Annotated in this window: 16 protein-coding genes and 1 tRNA gene; 2 read left to right on the top strand and 15 right to left on the bottom strand. The window is 58.1% G+C overall.

Annotation, left to right across the window (positions count from 1 at the left end; genetic code table 11):
• Window positions 1–209 precede the first annotated feature (209 nt).
• The 6 genes from WD823_RS02145 to WD823_RS02120 form a co-directional block, all read right to left on the bottom strand.
• Window positions 210–283 (bottom strand) — tRNA-Gln (locus tag WD823_RS02145).
• 62 nt (window positions 284–345) lie between these two features.
• Complete coding sequence (locus WD823_RS02140; RefSeq protein ID WP_368427824.1) at window positions 346–705, bottom strand: four helix bundle protein; 360 nt, start codon at window positions 703–705, stop codon at window positions 346–348.
• 48 nt (window positions 706–753) lie between these two features.
• Window positions 754–1,149, bottom strand: a complete 396-nt coding sequence (rpsI, locus tag WD823_RS02135) for a 30S ribosomal protein S9 (protein ID WP_368427823.1) — start codon at window positions 1,147–1,149, stop codon at window positions 754–756.
• Window positions 1,150–1,168: 19 nt separating this feature from the next.
• Window positions 1,169–1,597 (bottom strand): 50S ribosomal protein L13, encoded by a 429-nt coding sequence (gene rplM / locus WD823_RS02130; RefSeq protein ID WP_368427822.1) that lies wholly within the window; start codon window positions 1,595–1,597, stop codon window positions 1,169–1,171.
• Between the two features lie 646 nt (window positions 1,598–2,243).
• On the bottom strand, window positions 2,244–2,567 hold the full coding sequence (locus tag WD823_RS02125; protein ID WP_368427821.1) for a ferredoxin: 324 nt from the start codon (window positions 2,565–2,567) through the stop codon (window positions 2,244–2,246).
• Between the two features lie 156 nt (window positions 2,568–2,723).
• On the bottom strand, window positions 2,724–4,997 hold the full coding sequence (locus WD823_RS02120) for an NADP-dependent malic enzyme (protein WP_368427820.1): 2,274 nt from the start codon (window positions 4,995–4,997) through the stop codon (window positions 2,724–2,726).
• 293 nt (window positions 4,998–5,290) lie between these two features.
• Between WD823_RS02120 and WD823_RS02115 the strand changes: the two genes are divergently transcribed.
• On the top strand, window positions 5,291–6,589 hold the full coding sequence (locus WD823_RS02115) for a (Fe-S)-binding protein (RefSeq protein ID WP_368427819.1): 1,299 nt from the start codon (window positions 5,291–5,293) through the stop codon (window positions 6,587–6,589).
• A 44-nt stretch (window positions 6,590–6,633) separates the two neighbouring features.
• Complete coding sequence (coq7, locus tag WD823_RS02110) at window positions 6,634–7,278, top strand: 2-polyprenyl-3-methyl-6-methoxy-1,4-benzoquinone monooxygenase (protein WP_368427818.1); 645 nt, start codon at window positions 6,634–6,636, stop codon at window positions 7,276–7,278.
• A gap of 174 nt (window positions 7,279–7,452) precedes the next feature.
• Here coq7 and WD823_RS02105 read toward each other — a convergent pair whose 3' ends face one another.
• The 9 genes from WD823_RS02105 to rpe form a co-directional block, all read right to left on the bottom strand.
• Window positions 7,453–8,373, bottom strand: coding sequence for a methionyl-tRNA formyltransferase (locus WD823_RS02105; protein WP_368427817.1), 921 nt, complete (start codon window positions 8,371–8,373; stop codon window positions 7,453–7,455).
• A gap of 36 nt (window positions 8,374–8,409) precedes the next feature.
• Window positions 8,410–8,808, bottom strand: coding sequence for a VOC family protein (locus WD823_RS02100; protein WP_368427816.1), 399 nt, complete (start codon window positions 8,806–8,808; stop codon window positions 8,410–8,412).
• A 16-nt stretch (window positions 8,809–8,824) separates the two neighbouring features.
• Entirely contained in the window at window positions 8,825–9,244 is a 420-nt protein-coding gene (locus tag WD823_RS02095; RefSeq protein WP_368427815.1) for an OsmC family protein, read from the bottom strand.
• Window positions 9,241–10,068 (bottom strand): indole-3-glycerol phosphate synthase TrpC, encoded by an 828-nt coding sequence (gene trpC / locus WD823_RS02090; protein WP_368427814.1) that lies wholly within the window; start codon window positions 10,066–10,068, stop codon window positions 9,241–9,243. The genes WD823_RS02095 and trpC overlap by 4 nt, the downstream gene beginning before the upstream one ends.
• The gene (trpD, locus tag WD823_RS02085) at window positions 10,065–11,090 is read right to left on the bottom strand and encodes an anthranilate phosphoribosyltransferase (RefSeq protein WP_368427813.1); all 1,026 of its coding nucleotides are present in this window, start codon (window positions 11,088–11,090) and stop codon (window positions 10,065–10,067) included. Before trpD ends, trpC begins: the two co-directional genes overlap by 4 nt.
• A gap of 2 nt (window positions 11,091–11,092) precedes the next feature.
• Window positions 11,093–11,671, bottom strand: a complete 579-nt coding sequence (locus WD823_RS02080; RefSeq protein ID WP_368427812.1) for an aminodeoxychorismate/anthranilate synthase component II — start codon at window positions 11,669–11,671, stop codon at window positions 11,093–11,095.
• 2 nt (window positions 11,672–11,673) lie between these two features.
• Window positions 11,674–13,170, bottom strand: a complete 1,497-nt coding sequence (trpE, locus tag WD823_RS02075; protein ID WP_368427811.1) for an anthranilate synthase component I — start codon at window positions 13,168–13,170, stop codon at window positions 11,674–11,676.
• Window positions 13,171–13,283: 113 nt separating this feature from the next.
• Complete coding sequence (locus tag WD823_RS02070; RefSeq protein ID WP_368427810.1) at window positions 13,284–13,994, bottom strand: phosphoglycolate phosphatase; 711 nt, start codon at window positions 13,992–13,994, stop codon at window positions 13,284–13,286.
• Window positions 13,994–14,683, bottom strand: a complete 690-nt coding sequence (gene rpe, locus WD823_RS02065) for a ribulose-phosphate 3-epimerase (RefSeq protein ID WP_368427809.1) — start codon at window positions 14,681–14,683, stop codon at window positions 13,994–13,996. Before rpe ends, WD823_RS02070 begins: the two co-directional genes overlap by 1 nt.
• Window positions 14,684–14,755 lie beyond the last annotated feature (72 nt).

Genomic DNA, 14,755 nt, shown 5'->3' with positions numbered 1-14,755 from the left:
GCAATACACCATGGCAACTCCAAAACATCGTGGGATAAACACAGTTGCTCACCCCTGGAGCTCACCCTCGCCGCTGCTGCGGCTCGGGTCAGTCGCCGCGCTCCTGTCCAAATTCGCTCCCGGCGAATTTGTCGAACCCGTTGGGAGCTCATTCCATCCCCTAAACCAATAACAAAAACAGCCCAAGCGAGGCGGGCTGTTTTTGTTATTGGCTGGGGGACTAGGATTCGAACCTAGATAAACAGAGTCAGAGTCTGTTGTCCTACCGTTAGACGATCCCCCAATACGGCAGTAGCGAGTGGCAAGTTACAAGTAGCGAGGAAGAATGGTCAAGATGTCGGCCGGTTAATTCTGAAGATTTAACGACTCGTAACGCTTGATCAAACCCTGGATCATCCGTGCGATCTCGGCTGCCTCTTGAATCAACTCCTTGGCTTTAGCGCGCTCGATAAAACCCGCTTCTGTACCTATATAGAGCTGGGTTCGTAATTCGCCACAGGAACCTTTGGCGATTTTGAGAAAGCGGGAAAATTCCTTCGAAGAATCGCGTTCGTAGCCTTCAGCAATGTTCGAGGGGACAGAAAGCGCCGAGCGGGTAACCTGATCCCTGAATCCGAAGTCCCTGCATTCACTCAGAAGCTTATAAAGCTCGACACTGAGTCTGCAACTTCGCTTCCAGACATCCAAGTTCTCAAGTGCATCCATTCTTTCATTATTTTACTTGCTACTTGAAACTTGCCACTAGCTACTGCTTTACCGTTTCGAGTATTGAGGCCGCTTGCGCGCCTTGTGCAATCCGTATTTCTTGCGCTCCACCGCGCGCGCATCGCGCGTGACATATCCGGCCTTGCGCAGGGTGGGTCGGAGCGCGGCGTCGTAGACCAGCAGCGCGCGCGTGATGCCATGGCGGATGGCACCGGCTTGACCACTGGGTCCGCCGCCGTGGACATTCACCATGATGTCGAATTTGGATTCCATGTCGACTGCCGCCAGCGGCTGCCGCACGATCATTCGCGCGGTTTCCCGGCCGAAGTATTGGTCGAGCGGCAAGCGATTGACAACGATATCCCCCTTGCCGGGTTGGATATAAACACGCGCTGTGGAGGTTTTGCGCCGCCCGGTCGCGCGATAGATATTTGCCTGAGCCATCGGATTATTTCTCTATGTCCTAGAGTTCAAGAACCTTGGGTTGCTGGGCCGCATGCCGGTGATCCGTGCCTCGATAGACCTTGAGCTTGCGGAACATCTGACGACCGAGGGGGTTCTTCGGAAGCATGCCGCGAACGGCCGCTTCAATGGCAAAGCGCGGCGCCCGTTTCATCATGTCGCGAAAGCTCGTCGCTTTCAGGCCGCTCTGATAACCGGTATAACGGTGATAAATCTTGTCCTGCGTTTTCTTGCCCGTCACCTGGAGTTTGTCGGCATTGACAATAATGATGTAGTCGCCCGTATCGACATGCGGCGTGTACTCCGGCTTGTGCTTGCCGCGCAAGCGGCGGGCCACTTCGGATGCCACGCGCCCGAGCACCTTGCCGGTCGCGTCAATCACATACCAGTCGCGCTTGATGGTTTCCTGTTTCGCGGAGAAAGTTTTCATGACGAAATTAGTGTAACTCGGTCGGGGAACGTCCGGCCTCAAAAACTTCTGCTCTATAGTAGTTACCGGAAAGCGGCGGATATTACAAAAGCCAGTACCAAGACACAAGATAAAATCGGCGATTGATGGCCGGACATCCGGGGACACCTGTCACGCGCAACTGCGGCCGAAATCAAATCAAAAAAAAGGCGTGGCTTGTGAGCCACGCCCGAACCACCACTAGGAGGATGGAGGAGCCTTTCCCAGCACGCTTGGGTGCCGTCACTAAATCTTTCCAGTCCGTTACCTCTGAGATTAGCAAACAATGCGCCAAACGCCAGTTAAGCTTAGAAAAACAGTATATTATAATTATCTAATATTCTTACATATAGTCAAGCCAGCGCCACTAATTTCTCATAAAAAAAGTTGAATAAATCCATAACTAATTGAATATTAAAAATTAACAAATTGTATTCAATTATACGTAGCGTTCCCATTTACGCCAAAAGCTTGCTAAAAGTAACTGTTAAACCCTCAGACACGGGTACAAAAGATAAGTTCTAAGGAAAAGCTAACTTTTATGTCTCTGAAACATGGGGAGATAAGAAAACTACACCCGAAATCAAAAAATTTTCCCATGATATACAAATAGATGGCTAAAAACCGTCTAACGCTTCATTTTCAGGCGCGCGACGCCGACCCCGTGACGCAAGTGCTTATCAATAATTTCATCAATGTCTTCCTTGTCCACATAGGTGTACCAGGTCCCCTCCGGGTATATCACCAGCACCGGCCCTTCCTCGCAGCGATCCATGCACCCGGCGGTATTGATCCGGATACCCCCGGGGCCATCCAGGCCTAAAGATTTGACCCTGGCCTTGGCGTAATCGCGGATTTCCTGGGAACGATGGTTGGCACAACAGGCCCGCCCCGCTTCACGCTGGTTCACACAAAAAAAAACGTGGTAACGGTAGTAATAGGATGAAGACATGAGCCGATATCTCAGCGTCCGCGCACGACCAAGGCTGGTTCGATCAGCATAGCACCGCGTGTCGCGTGCGTGAACACGCGCAGACACGCCAAGCACGAAACCAGGTTGGCATGAACCGATAAAGGTGCGGGTTGATTAGTGGAAACAGGGTCAAATTCAGCGGGGCACATTGGCTTCGACAACCGCGAGGACCGTCATATTGATGATGCGCCGGACCGTGGTCGAAGGCGTCAAAATATGAACGACGCGCGCGGCGCCAAGCAATATCGGGCCTACCGTCACCCCTTCACCCGACGTGGTCTTTATCAAGTTGAAGGAAATATTGGCGGCATCCAGTGACGGCATGATGAGCAAATTCGCTTCCCCCCGAAACCGGGAATTCGGAAACACCCGGAGTCGTATTTCCTCGGACAGTGCCGCGTCCCCGTGCATTTCGCCATCGATCTCGAGATCGGGAGCGCGCGCGTTGATGAGTGCGAGCGCCTGCTGCATTTTCTTGGCCGACGCGATATTCAAACTCCCGAAATTGGAGGCGGACAACAACGCCACCTTGGGCACAATACCGAAGCGGCGAACCTCCTCCGCCGCCAACAGCGTCATCTCGGTAATCTGTTCGGAAGATGGGTCGGGGGTGACGTAAGTATCGCAGAGAAACAGGTTTCGCTTGGGCAGTATCAGTAAATTCATCGCGGCGTAATTCTTCACACCGGGACGCAGGCCGATCACCTGGTCCACGTAATGCAAATGCAATGCATGCGTGCCGAAGGTGCCGCACAACATCCCATCCGCTTCGCCCTTGTACATCAACATGGCGCTGATCAAGGTCAAGCGACGTCGCATTTCGATCTTGGCGTAGTCGGGCGACACCCCGCGGCGTTCCGTCAGGCGATGATAGGTGGTCCAGTAATCGCGGTAACGCGGATCGTATTCAGGATTGACCAGCTGGAAATCCTTATCCGGGCGGATTCGCAATCCGAGATTTTTAATGCGTTTCTCGACCACCGCCGGCCGCCCGATCAGCGTCGGGTGCGCCAGTCCTTCATCCACCACTACCTGGACCGCGCGCAGGATCAATTCATTCTCGCCCTCGGCGTAAATAATGCGTTTGGGTGAGGCCTTGGCCGCGCCGAACAGCGGTTTCATGATTAACCCGGAGGTATAAACGAATTGCGAGAGAAAGTCGTGATAGGCGCTGAAATCTGCGATCGGCCGTGTGGCCACACCGCTGTCCATCGCCGCCTTCGCCACCGCCGGCGCGATGCGCGCAATCAGCCGCGGATCAAATGATTTGGGGATTAAATATTCAGGACCAAATTTCAGGTCCTGCTCGCCGTAGGCCTTGGCCACGACCTCCGATGATTCCGCCTGAGCGAGTTCGGCAATGGCATGAACCGCGGCGTGCTGCATCTCGCGCGTAATCTGGGTTGCACCGACATCCAGCGCACCACGGAATATATAAGGAAAGCAAATCCCGTTATTGACTTGGTTGGGATAATCCGAGCGCCCGGTGGCCACGATGGCATCGGCACGTGCCGCTTTCGCCAATTCGGGACGAATTTCCGGCTCGGGATTCGCCAGCGCGAAGATAAGCGGCTGCGGCGCCATGTCCTTGAGCCATTCCGGTTTCAGTATGCCACCGGCGGATAGTCCCAGAAAAATATCCGCCCCGGGCATGAGTTCGGAAAACGCGCGCGCCTTGGTCTCGCGAGCGTAACGCGCCTTGTTGGCATCCATGCCCTGCTTGCGACCGGCATATACAACCCCCAAATCATCGGCCACCCAGATGTTTTCCTTTTTGAGCCCGAGAGTCACCAGCATGTCGAGGCACGCGAGCGCCGCGGCTCCGGCGCCGGTGCACACGAGTCTGACCTGGCCTATCTCTTTACCCACCAGCCTGAGCCCATTCAGCACGGCCGCGCCCACGACCACGGCGGTGCCGTGCTGATCGTCGTGGAACACGGGAATCTTCATGCGCTCGCGCAGCGTGCGTTCGATATAGAAACAGTCCGGTGAGCGGATATCCTCGAGGTTGATTCCGCCGAAGGTCGGTTCCAGCGCGGCAATTATTTCGATCAATTTATCCGGGTCGGTCTCGTTGATTTCAATGTCGAATACATCGATCCCGGCGAACTTCTTGAACAACACGCTTTTGCCTTCCATCACGGGTTTGGCCGCGAGCGGACCGATCGCGCCGAGGCCGAGCACGGCGGTCCCGTTCGTGATAACCGCCACCAGATTACCGCGGGCGGTCAAATTGAACGCCTCGGAGGGATCCGCGACGATCGCTTCACACGCCGCGGCCACGCCGGGAGTATAGGCCAGGGACAGATCCCGCTGATTGGTCAGCGCCTTGGTGGGGGTGACCGATATTTTTCCTGCCCTCGGTTGACGGTGGTAATCCAGCGCCGCTTTTTTTATATCTTCATTCATTTGATAATCCGAAAAATAACATTTACTTCGACAACAACTATTAAAGATCAGATGCGGTGAAGAGCGAGACCTTCCGTATCCGCATCTCTACTGACAGAGACTTTACCCCCTTGACCTGCCTGTTGCCATATGACGCGCGATACACCTCCGGGAGCTCGGCATAGCGCCCATAAATCCCGATGCTGTGATTCTTTGCCACCATTGTTTTGCGAGACGCATGCAACCGCGACGGTCGGCAGCCTCTCGGGTGTCGAGTTGTGCCAGAAGCGCACGCAGGGTAGTGTGCGATCCTGATGAAGGCAGTCAATTCCAGCGTGCGCGCCACCCAGCTCGAGGGATTGGCGCAATCCACCACTAACATCGCCCGTGCCGGCGCCGGCCGTTGCGTGGCCTGTGGATTGTGCCTGCCGCACTGCCCAACCTATCGTAAAACCAAATTCGAGGCCGAATCGCCCCGAGGCCGCATCGCGCTGATCCTGGCGCTCGACAAGGGCACGCTCGAACCAACACCGCAGTTCGAGTCTCACTTGTCGCAATGCCTGCTCTGCCGCGCGTGCGAGTCTGTCTGCCCCGCAGCGGTGCCATTCGGGGATGTCATGGATGCCGCGCGTGCCCAACTACTAACCGCGCGCCCCGTTTCAATGATGGGAAAAATCGGATTGCACGCCGTCGTGTTGCTCACCCGCAATCCCTGGGCCGCGTCGGTTGCCTGGATTCTCTGGTGCTATCAGAAAAGCGGCCTGCAATCGTTGCTCAGGAAAGCGGGCATCCTGCGTCATCTCGGATTGGCCGAAATGGATGCCGAATTTTCTTCCCCGATTACGCCGACTCGATTCGCTTCGCATTACCCGGCCCAAGGCGTGCGTCGTGGCACGGTCGCACTTTTCACCGGTTGCGTCGCGCGCCTGACCGACGCACCAACCCTGTTGGCGAGCATCCGGCTCCTTACCCGACTTGGCTATGATGTCCGCGTTCCACCGCAACAGACCTGTTGCGGGGCGTTGCACCGTCATGCCGGAGATACGCGCACGGCCGATAAACTCAGGCATCGCAATCGTGAAGCCTTTGACCGGGATGACATCGAGGCCGTAATTACCGCCGCGAGCGGTTGCGCCGCCACGTTGATGGAATACCGTGGGGACGGTCCTGCGTCCCGAATCGCCGCCAAGATTACGGATATCAGCGAATTTCTCGAGAAAATCGAGTGGCCCAGGGGGATTTCGTTGCGGCCATTGCCAAAACGCATTGCCGTGCATGATCCGTGCACGCTCAGAAACGTCATGCACGCTACCACCGCACCTTATTCGCTTTTGCGGCGCATTCCCCAAACCGAAGTCGTGGAATTGCCGGACAATGCTTTCTGCTGCGGCGCGGCCGGCGCCTACCATCTGGAACACAAAGCCATGGCGCGATCGTTGCGCCACGACAAGCTCGACAGCCTGCATCGTGTCACGCCGGATGTCCTCGCCACATCCAATCCCGGTTGCGCCATGTTTCTGCAAGCGGGGTTGCGCCAGGCAGGGTTAACCATAGAGATCGTGCATCCGGTAACGCTGCTCGATCGGCAACTCGCTCCTCCGGCCGGCAATTAGCTCCAGTGCTTGTCGCCCCGCGACGGCACCGGTATCGTAGCCGTATGAATGAACGTGCCCAGACGACGCTTGATCGCCTGATCGGGCAACTCGATCAGGCACTGCATACGGTATTCGGCCCCGCACCGCCGCCGGGGCGGCCGAATCCGGCGCAGCGAAATACCGAGGTTGAGCTCAACGAAACCGAGCGGGAACTGGCGGGTCGCTTGATGCGCATCAACCACGTGGGCGAAATCTGCGCCCAAGCCTTGTATCAGGGTCAGGCCATGACGGCCCGCCTGCCTGAAGTCCGTGAAAAAATGGAACAGGCCTCACGGGAAGAAAACGATCATCTGGCCTGGACCGAAGAACGTTTGCGCGAACTCGGGACCCATGCCAGTTACCTGAATCCACTGTGGTATTCGGGGTCGTATGCCCTCGGTGCGCTGGCGGGAATCATCGGCGACAAGTGGAGCCTTGGATTCATTGCGGAAACCGAAAAGCAGGTGGTGGAACACCTGACCGACCATTTGCAACGGATACCGACCGCGGATGTCAAAAGCCGGGCGATTCTGGAGCAGATGCGCTGCGATGAAAGCCAGCATGCCACGGTGGCGATTGAGTCCGGCGCCGCCGGAATGCCGAACCCCGTTAAACAGTTGATGCGAGGCGCCTCAAAAATCATGACGCGTACCGCGTACTGGATTTAAAAATAGTAGCAAGTGTCAAGTAGCAAGAAAAAATATTTCCGACCCTTGCTACTTGCCACTTGTTACTTGCTACTGCCTTTTGATATCGGCGGGTGATAAATCATTTCCACGATATTGCCATCCGGATCACGGCACGTGTTGACCGTCAGCGCCGGCGCGAACGCCGCGTGGCCGCTAGGTGCCGAGGATGGTGCCGACCTCGATACCGAGGTCACCGGGCATAACTTTTTTTCCGTTGCCGAGTTTGCCCTTGGTCACTTCGATCCGTCCCCCGTGCGCGGTGATGAGCATGCTGGTCGCGGAAACTTCCACGACTTCGCCGATTTTGCCCTTCACGGCGCGAAACGTCCGGACTAAATGCTTTCGCGAGCCAAACAGGTGGAGTATTACTCCGTTACAGGTGGTCCATGCGCCGGGCGCCGGATCGCAGCCGCGAATGAGGTTATGAATGAAATCGACATGATGGTGCCAATGGATCCGGGCCTCGGCGTGGCGGCACCAGCCTTCGTAGCTGGCCTTGCTCTCGTCTTGCGCAACTTCTTTATGTTTCCCGGCAACGACCAAATCTGCCGCCTCGAGCATGGCATCCACGCCCATTTTGAACAGCCGGTTGAAATAGACTATCCCCAGGGTGTCATCGACGCCGATCGGTATTTTTTTCTGCAAGATTACCGCGCCTTCGTCCAGACCGTCGGTGGGACGGAAGATGGTCAGACCGGTCTCGGTCTCGCCCTTGATGATCGGCCAATTGATCGAGCTGGGGCCGCGGTACTTGGGCAACAGCGAAGGATGGTACTGAATGGTGCCGTGTCTGGGGATGTTAACGAACTCCTGCGGGGCAAACTGCAGCACGAAGGCCATGATGCCGATTTCGGCGTTCGCGTCCTGCATCGCCTGCGTCGCCTCGGGCAGGCGCAGTGACTCGAACTGAAAGAGATCGAGGCCGTGTTCTTGCGCCGCGACGCGCAGCGCATCGGGCTTGAAGCCTGCTTTTTCAGGAGCACAGAATACGGCGGCCACCTCGTCGCCGCGCCGCAGAAATGCCTCGAGCACTTCCTTGCCGAAATCTTGCTGCCCGATAATCGCGATTCTCATTTACTGCTCCGGAAAGCTGCAATCATCGGCAGAGGTTCACTTGCCGGCTAGCGGCGGATGATAAATCAATTGCACGGTGTTGCCATCCGGATCACGGCAATAAAAACTGCGGGCACCATCCCGATGGGATTTGGGTTCCTTGAGGATGGCCACGCCCTGTGACCTGAGAAACACGAACCATTCATCGACGTCCCGGATATCGCTGAGCACGAAACCGATATGGTCCAGCCGCTGCGCCGTCCCGGGTTCCCGGCCGGTCGGTGCACGATGCAGCGCCAGATTATCCGTTCCGCCGGTGAGATATACATTGTCCGCATCCGGACGCCATTCAACGCGCATGCCGATCAATCCGGTATAAAACCGCTCGCATTCCTCGAGATTTTTCACAATCAGCGCGACGTGATGCAATCCCGGGATGGATTCCGGCCGCTTCATTGATTCAACCCCGTGGTCACTTGGCATCGATCATTTCAAAATCATGCGTGATCTTCGCCGTCTTGGCGAGCATGATGGAGGCGGAACAATACTTGGCTGCGGAAAGTTCGATCGCGTGCTGAATCTTTTTAGGATCAAGGTCCTTTCCGCTGACGATGAAATGAATGTGAATATGGGTGAAAACCTTGGGATCGGTTTCCGCGCGTTGCGCCTCCACTTCGGCGACGCAATCGGTAATCTCCTGCCGCGACTTGCGCAGAATATGCACGACATCAAATGCCGTGCAGCCTCCCGTTCCGATCAGCACCACTTCCATGGGCCGTGACCCCTTGTTTCGCCCGCCGGCCTCCGACGCCCCGTCCATAAGGATGGTGTGCCCGCTTTCCGTCGTGCCGGAGAAACCGACGTCTCCGGTCCATTTGATCGTTGCCTTCATCTCTTCCGCTCCGATAATTTTTGAGGTGTATTAAACAACTCCTGCAGCTTGATGCCCGGGTCCTCCGCCCGCATAAAAGCCTCACCCACCAGAAAGGCGTTGACTCCTTCTGCCCGCAATAATTCTACATCTTCCGGCGCGTGTATCCCGCTTTCCGCGATCACGACGCGACCCGGCGGAATTTTCTTGATCAGTCCGAGCGTGGTTTCCAGGGTGGTATGAAACGTGCGTAAATCACGGTTGTTAATACCGATCAAAGGCGCAGGGAGTCGCAGGGCGCGGTCAAGCTCCCGCTCATCATGAACCTCGATCAGGACATCCATGCCAAGCTCGCCCGCGAGCGCCGCCAGTTCAGGCATTCGATTATCGCCGAGCGCCGCGGCAATCAGCAGCACCGCGTCGGCGCCGAGCACACGCGCCTCATACACCTGATAGCCCTCGACGGTGAAATCCTTGCGCAGGACCGGGAGGCGGCAAGCGGCGCGGGCTTCCTGAAGATGGGCATCGCGTCCCTGAAAAAAATCCACATCCGTCAACACCGACAGACAGGTGGCCCCATGGCGCTCATAACTTCGCGCGATTTCGGCGGGCCGAAAATCGGCGCGCAACATTCCCTGGCTGGGACTGGCCCGCTTGATCTCGGCGATAACCGCGGGATTACCGCCGGCCAGCCGCGCCTGAATCGCGCGCAGGAAGCCGCGCGTTGTCGGCGCCGATTCGACTTGCCGGCGCAGTTCGTTGAGCGGCAGACGACCGCTACGCTCGGCAATTTCTTCCGCCTTGCGCGCGAGAATGCGGCGCAGGATATCCGGTGTGTCGTTCATTTTTGCGCGAGCTTGTTACTCAACGCGACCAGATCGAGCAATTTTTTCCCGGCCGCGCCGCTGGCCAGCACGGCCAGCGCCGTTTTGATCCCGGCACCGAGGTCCGGCGCCAGACCGGAGACGTAAATCGCCGCCCCGGCGTTGAGCGCCACGATATCGCGCGCGGGACCGGGCTCGTTTTTCAACGCCTTTTCCACCATGGCGAGGCTCTCCGCCGGACTGGAAACCGCCAGTTTCGAAATATCGCTGCGTTTGAGTCCGAACTGCTCGGGCTGAATGGTGAAAACCCGTACCCGCCCGTCCTTCAGCTCGCCCACGCGCGTGTCGGCGCCGATGCTGATCTCGTCCATCCCGTCCTCCGCGTGCACTACCAGCACATGCCGGCTGCCGAGTCGCTGCAAAACTTCAGCCAGCGGTTCCACCCACTGATCCGAAAACACGCCCAGAACCTGGTTGGGCGCGTTGGCCGGATTGGTGAGCGGACCAAGAAGGTTGAAAATCGTGCGCACCCCCATCTCGCGCCGCGGGCCGATCGCGTGTTTCATCGCCCCGTGATGTTTGGGCGCGAACAGGAAACCGACACCCACTTCATCGATACAGCGCGCGACCTGTTCCGGAGTGAGGTCGAGGTTCACGCCCGCGGTTTCCAGCACATCGGCGCTGCCGGATTTGCTTGAGACCGAACGATTCCCGTGCTTGGCCACCTTGCCACCGGCCGCGGCCACGACGAAAGCCGCCGCGGTTGAGATATTGAAGGTGCCGGCGCCGTCACCCCCGGTTCCGCACGTATCCACGACATGCGGGCCGCTGACGTTGACCGGCGTGGCCAGCTCACGCATGACGCCGGCGGCGGCGGTGATTTCCTCGACGGTCTCGCCTTTAACGCGCAATCCGACAAGAAAACCGCCGATCTGCGCGGGCGTTGCCTGTCCGGTCATGATGCGGCGCATCACCGCGCGCATCTCGTCCCCGGAAAGATTTCGCCGCTCAATCACGGCGCGGATGGCGGATGGCAGATCCATGATCAATGCTCCCTGCGGTTCTGGGTAAGAAAGTTACGGAGCAAGTCGTGACCGTGTTGCGTCAGGATCGATTCCGGATGAAACTGCACGCCTTCAACCGGCAAGGTCTTGTGCCGCACGCCCATGATTTCCCCGTCCTCGGTCCAGGCGGTAATCTCGAGAACGTCCGGCGCGCTGGCGCGCTCGATCACCAGCGAATGGTAACGCGTGGCCTCAAACGGATTGGGCAACCCGGCAAACGCGTTTTTGCCGAGGTGGTGGATCATCGACGTCTTGCCGTGCATTAATTGTTTGGCGCGCACAATTTTGCCGCCGTAGGCCTGACCGATGCTTTGATGGCCCAGGCACACGCCCAGGATGGGGATTTTGCCACCAAGCTGCTTGATCGTCTCCACCGACACCCCGGCCTCATTCGGCGTGCACGGCCCCGGCGAGATAACAATGTGGTCCGGATTGAGTGTCTCGATTTCCGCCACCGTGACCTGGTCGTTGCGGTATACCTGCACGTCTTCCCCAAGTTCGCCCAGGTACTGCACCAGGTTGTAGGTGAAGGAGTCGTAGTTATCGATCATCAAGAGCATGTTCAATTTCCTGGCCGGCCATTAAAGCCGGCGGAGGCCATGGTCACGGCGCGAAAAATGGCGCGCGCCTTGTTCATGGTTTCATTCCATTCATTGCGCGGGTTGGAGTCGGCCACGATGCCGGCGCCGGCCTGAATGTACAACCGGCCATTCTTGATTACCGCGGTGCGGATCGCAATGGCGGTGTCCATGTTGCCGGACCACGAGATGTATCCGACTGCGCCGGAATAAACGCCGCGGCGCGTCGGTTCGAGTTCCTCGATGATTTCCATGGCGCGCACCTTGGGGGCGCCGCTCACGGTACCGGCCGGAAAGGTGGCGCGCAACACGTCGATCGCGTCCATGCCGGGTTTCAGCGTGCCCGTCACGTTGGAAACGATATGCATGACGTGGGAGTAACGTTCGATGACCATCCTGTCGGAGACCTGAACGCTGCCCTCCCTGGCCACCCGGCCGACGTCGTTGCGACCGAGATCCACCAGCATGATGTGCTCGGCGCGCTCCTTGGGGTCGGCGAGCAGTTCCTGTTCCAACGCCTGATCTTCGGCGTCGGTCGCCCCGCGCGGGCGTGTTCCGGCGATCGGTCGCACGGTCACCTGACCGTCTTCCAGGCGCACGAGAATCTCCGGCGAGGAGCCGACAATCTGGAATTCCTTGAGATCCATGAAATACATGTATGGCGATGGATTGAGCGTGCGCAGCGAACGGTAAAGATCTATGGGGGCGGCCGTGAAAGGAATCGCGAGGCGCTGCGACAGCACCACCTGCATGATATCTCCGGCGCGGATGTATTCGAGCGCGCGCGTTACCGCTTGTTCAAACCCCTCCTGGCTGAACGCGGAGACAAAATCGGTCTCATTCACGGAATTGATGCTGGGTGGTGAAACCGCCCGCGACGGTGTTGTGCCCAGTTTCGCCACCAGTTCATCCAGCCGGGCACTGGCCTTGTTGAAGGCGTCACCGATGGCCGGGTTCACGTGGATCACCACGTAAATCTTGCCTTTCAGATTGTCGAACACGACCACCTCGTCCGACACCGTAAGCAGGATATCCGGCGCCCCGATGGCGTCCGGCTTGGCCATCGGGCCGAGCCGGGGTTCGATGTAACGCACGGTCTCGTAACCGAAGTAGCCGACGAGGCCGCCGGTGAAACGCGGGAGTCCGGCCATTTCGGGCACGGTGTACTGGGCCTGGAACCGGCGCACGGCCGCGAGCGGATCGGGCACGGTTTCGTGCTGGATGGTTTGGCTATCCTTTTCCACTTTCATCTCATGGCCAAAAACCATGAGCCGCGTCCGCGCCGGCAGACCGATGATGGAATAACGGCCCCATTTTTCGCCGCCTTGCACGGATTCAAACAGATAGGAATACGGCCCGCGCGCCAGCTTGAGGTAAACGCTGAGGGGAGTATCGAGGTCCGCCAGGACCTCGCGCATCAGGGGGATGCGATTGAAACCAAGGGTGGCGTAGTTATCGAATTCTTTTTTGCTTAGCGGCATGAATCACCATGAGATCACCGGTTAAATGGTCGGACAGCATCACGGCTGGCGGCCCAAGGCCACCACCCGCGCGCGTCCTGCCATTTACGTATGTCGTGTCTCATGGGTGTCGTTCAAGCATCCAGCTGCAGGTATGTCGGCAATTCCAGCAGCGAATCCACCAACGCGTCCGGGTGCGATTCACGGATGGATTGACCGTGATTATAGCCATAAGTGACGCAAATGACAGGCATGCCCGCCGCCCGCGCCGCCAGGACGTCATTGGCTGAATCGCCGACGATAACCGCCTGCGAGGCAGAGATGCCGAAATACTCACAGGCATACCGCAGCGGAAGCGGATCGGGTTTCTGCGCCGGCAAACTGTCGCCCGACAGCACCAGCTTGAAGTAATGGGACAAGCCGAGATTCCTGAGGAGCGGCAAGGTAAAAGATTCGGCCTTGTTGGTGATGCAGGCGAGCGCGAACCCCTGGTCCTGTAGCCGCACCAACGCATCCACCGCGCCCGGATAGGGCCGGCTCAAGTCGGAAACGGCCGCGGCGTAATGCCGGCGGAACAAACCGAGCGCCTGCTCGAAGAGTTTGGGCTCCGGCTCAGCCTGCATCTCGCCGGTGAGCGAACGCTTCACGAAACGCAGCATGCCGCTACCGACCCAGGAGCGAAGCAACGCCGTGGCCCGGGCGGGCCGGCCGATATCGGCGAGCATCCGATTCGCCGCCACGGCCAGATCCGGCACGGTATCGATCAGCGTGCCGTCGAGATCGATCATGACCATCCTCACGGTCAGGGGGAAAACACCCCGGTTGCGGGCGGCGGGAGTAATCACTATTTGGCCTTGGCGAGCTCGTTGCGCATAGCCTGGATGACGGAATTGTAGCGCCGGGGGTCGGTGCTGTTGCCGGCACTGAAGATCGCCGAGCCGGCGACAAAGGTATCGGCGCCGGCTTCGGCAATCTCGCGGATATTTTCAAGTTTCACGCCACCGTCAATCTCGAGGCGAATTTTTCGCCCGCTGGCATCGATGACCTTTCTGACCGCGCGCAGCTTGGCGAGTGACGAGTGAATGAAACTCTGGCCGGCGAAACCCGGATTCACCGACATGAGCAGCACCATGTCGACCTTGTCCACCACGTAATTCAAATAGTCGATCGGGGTGGCCGGGTTGAACACGAGGCCGGAACGGCAACCCGAGTCACGCACCAGCTGCAGGCTGCGATCGATGTGTCCGGTGGCTTCCGGATGAAACGTAATATAAGTCGCGCCGGCCTCGGCGAAGTCGGGAATGATGCGATCCACCGGTTTTACCATCAGGTGCACGTCAATGGTGGCTTTCACGCCATGCTTGCGCAATGCCTCGCAAACCAGCGGGCCAACGGTCAGGTTCGGCACGTAATGATTGTCCATCACGTCGAAATGCACCATGTCGGCGCCCGAGGCGAGCACGTTGTCAACTTCCTCGCCCAAGCGGGCAAAATCAGCCGAAAGGATGGATGCGGCAATCAGGTATTCACGCATGGTTTCAAATTGTAACTGCCGCGAGGAAGAAAGCCACGTGCCGGTTTTCCGTTATCCCTGCCCGGAATGACG

This window comes from Sulfuricaulis sp., assembly GCF_040901545.1.
GTDB lineage: Bacteria > Pseudomonadota > Gammaproteobacteria > Acidiferrobacterales > Sulfurifustaceae > Sulfuricaulis.
The sequence above is the reverse complement of the archived record's forward strand: the minus strand, read 5'-3'. Positions and strand labels throughout refer to the sequence as shown.

Coding starts and splice junctions, on each gene's coding strand:
- WD823_RS02120 (WP_368427820.1), bottom strand. CDS start 4,997: ATGAATGAAGATATAAAAAAAGCGGCGCTGGATTACCACCGTCAACCG.
- WD823_RS02105 (WP_368427817.1), bottom strand. CDS start 8,373: ATGAGAATCGCGATTATCGGGCAGCAAGATTTCGGCAAGGAAGTGCTC.
- rplM (WP_368427822.1), bottom strand. CDS start 1,597: ATGAAAACTTTCTCCGCGAAACAGGAAACCATCAAGCGCGACTGGTAT.
- rpe (WP_368427809.1), bottom strand. CDS start 14,683: ATGCGTGAATACCTGATTGCCGCATCCATCCTTTCGGCTGATTTTGCC.
- WD823_RS02100 (WP_368427816.1), bottom strand. CDS start 8,808: ATGAAGCGGCCGGAATCCATCCCGGGATTGCATCACGTCGCGCTGATT.
- WD823_RS02115 (WP_368427819.1), top strand. CDS start 5,291: ATGAAGGCAGTCAATTCCAGCGTGCGCGCCACCCAGCTCGAGGGATTG.
- coq7 (WP_368427818.1), top strand. CDS start 6,634: ATGAATGAACGTGCCCAGACGACGCTTGATCGCCTGATCGGGCAACTC.
- WD823_RS02140 (WP_368427824.1), bottom strand. CDS start 705: ATGGATGCACTTGAGAACTTGGATGTCTGGAAGCGAAGTTGCAGACTC.
- trpD (WP_368427813.1), bottom strand. CDS start 11,090: ATGGATCTGCCATCCGCCATCCGCGCCGTGATTGAGCGGCGAAATCTT.
- trpC (WP_368427814.1), bottom strand. CDS start 10,068: ATGAACGACACACCGGATATCCTGCGCCGCATTCTCGCGCGCAAGGCG.
- rpsI (WP_368427823.1), bottom strand. CDS start 1,149: ATGGCTCAGGCAAATATCTATCGCGCGACCGGGCGGCGCAAAACCTCC.
- WD823_RS02125 (WP_368427821.1), bottom strand. CDS start 2,567: ATGTCTTCATCCTATTACTACCGTTACCACGTTTTTTTTTGTGTGAAC.
- WD823_RS02095 (WP_368427815.1), bottom strand. CDS start 9,244: ATGAAGGCAACGATCAAATGGACCGGAGACGTCGGTTTCTCCGGCACG.
- trpE (WP_368427811.1), bottom strand. CDS start 13,170: ATGCCGCTAAGCAAAAAAGAATTCGATAACTACGCCACCCTTGGTTTC.
- WD823_RS02080 (WP_368427812.1), bottom strand. CDS start 11,671: ATGCTCTTGATGATCGATAACTACGACTCCTTCACCTACAACCTGGTG.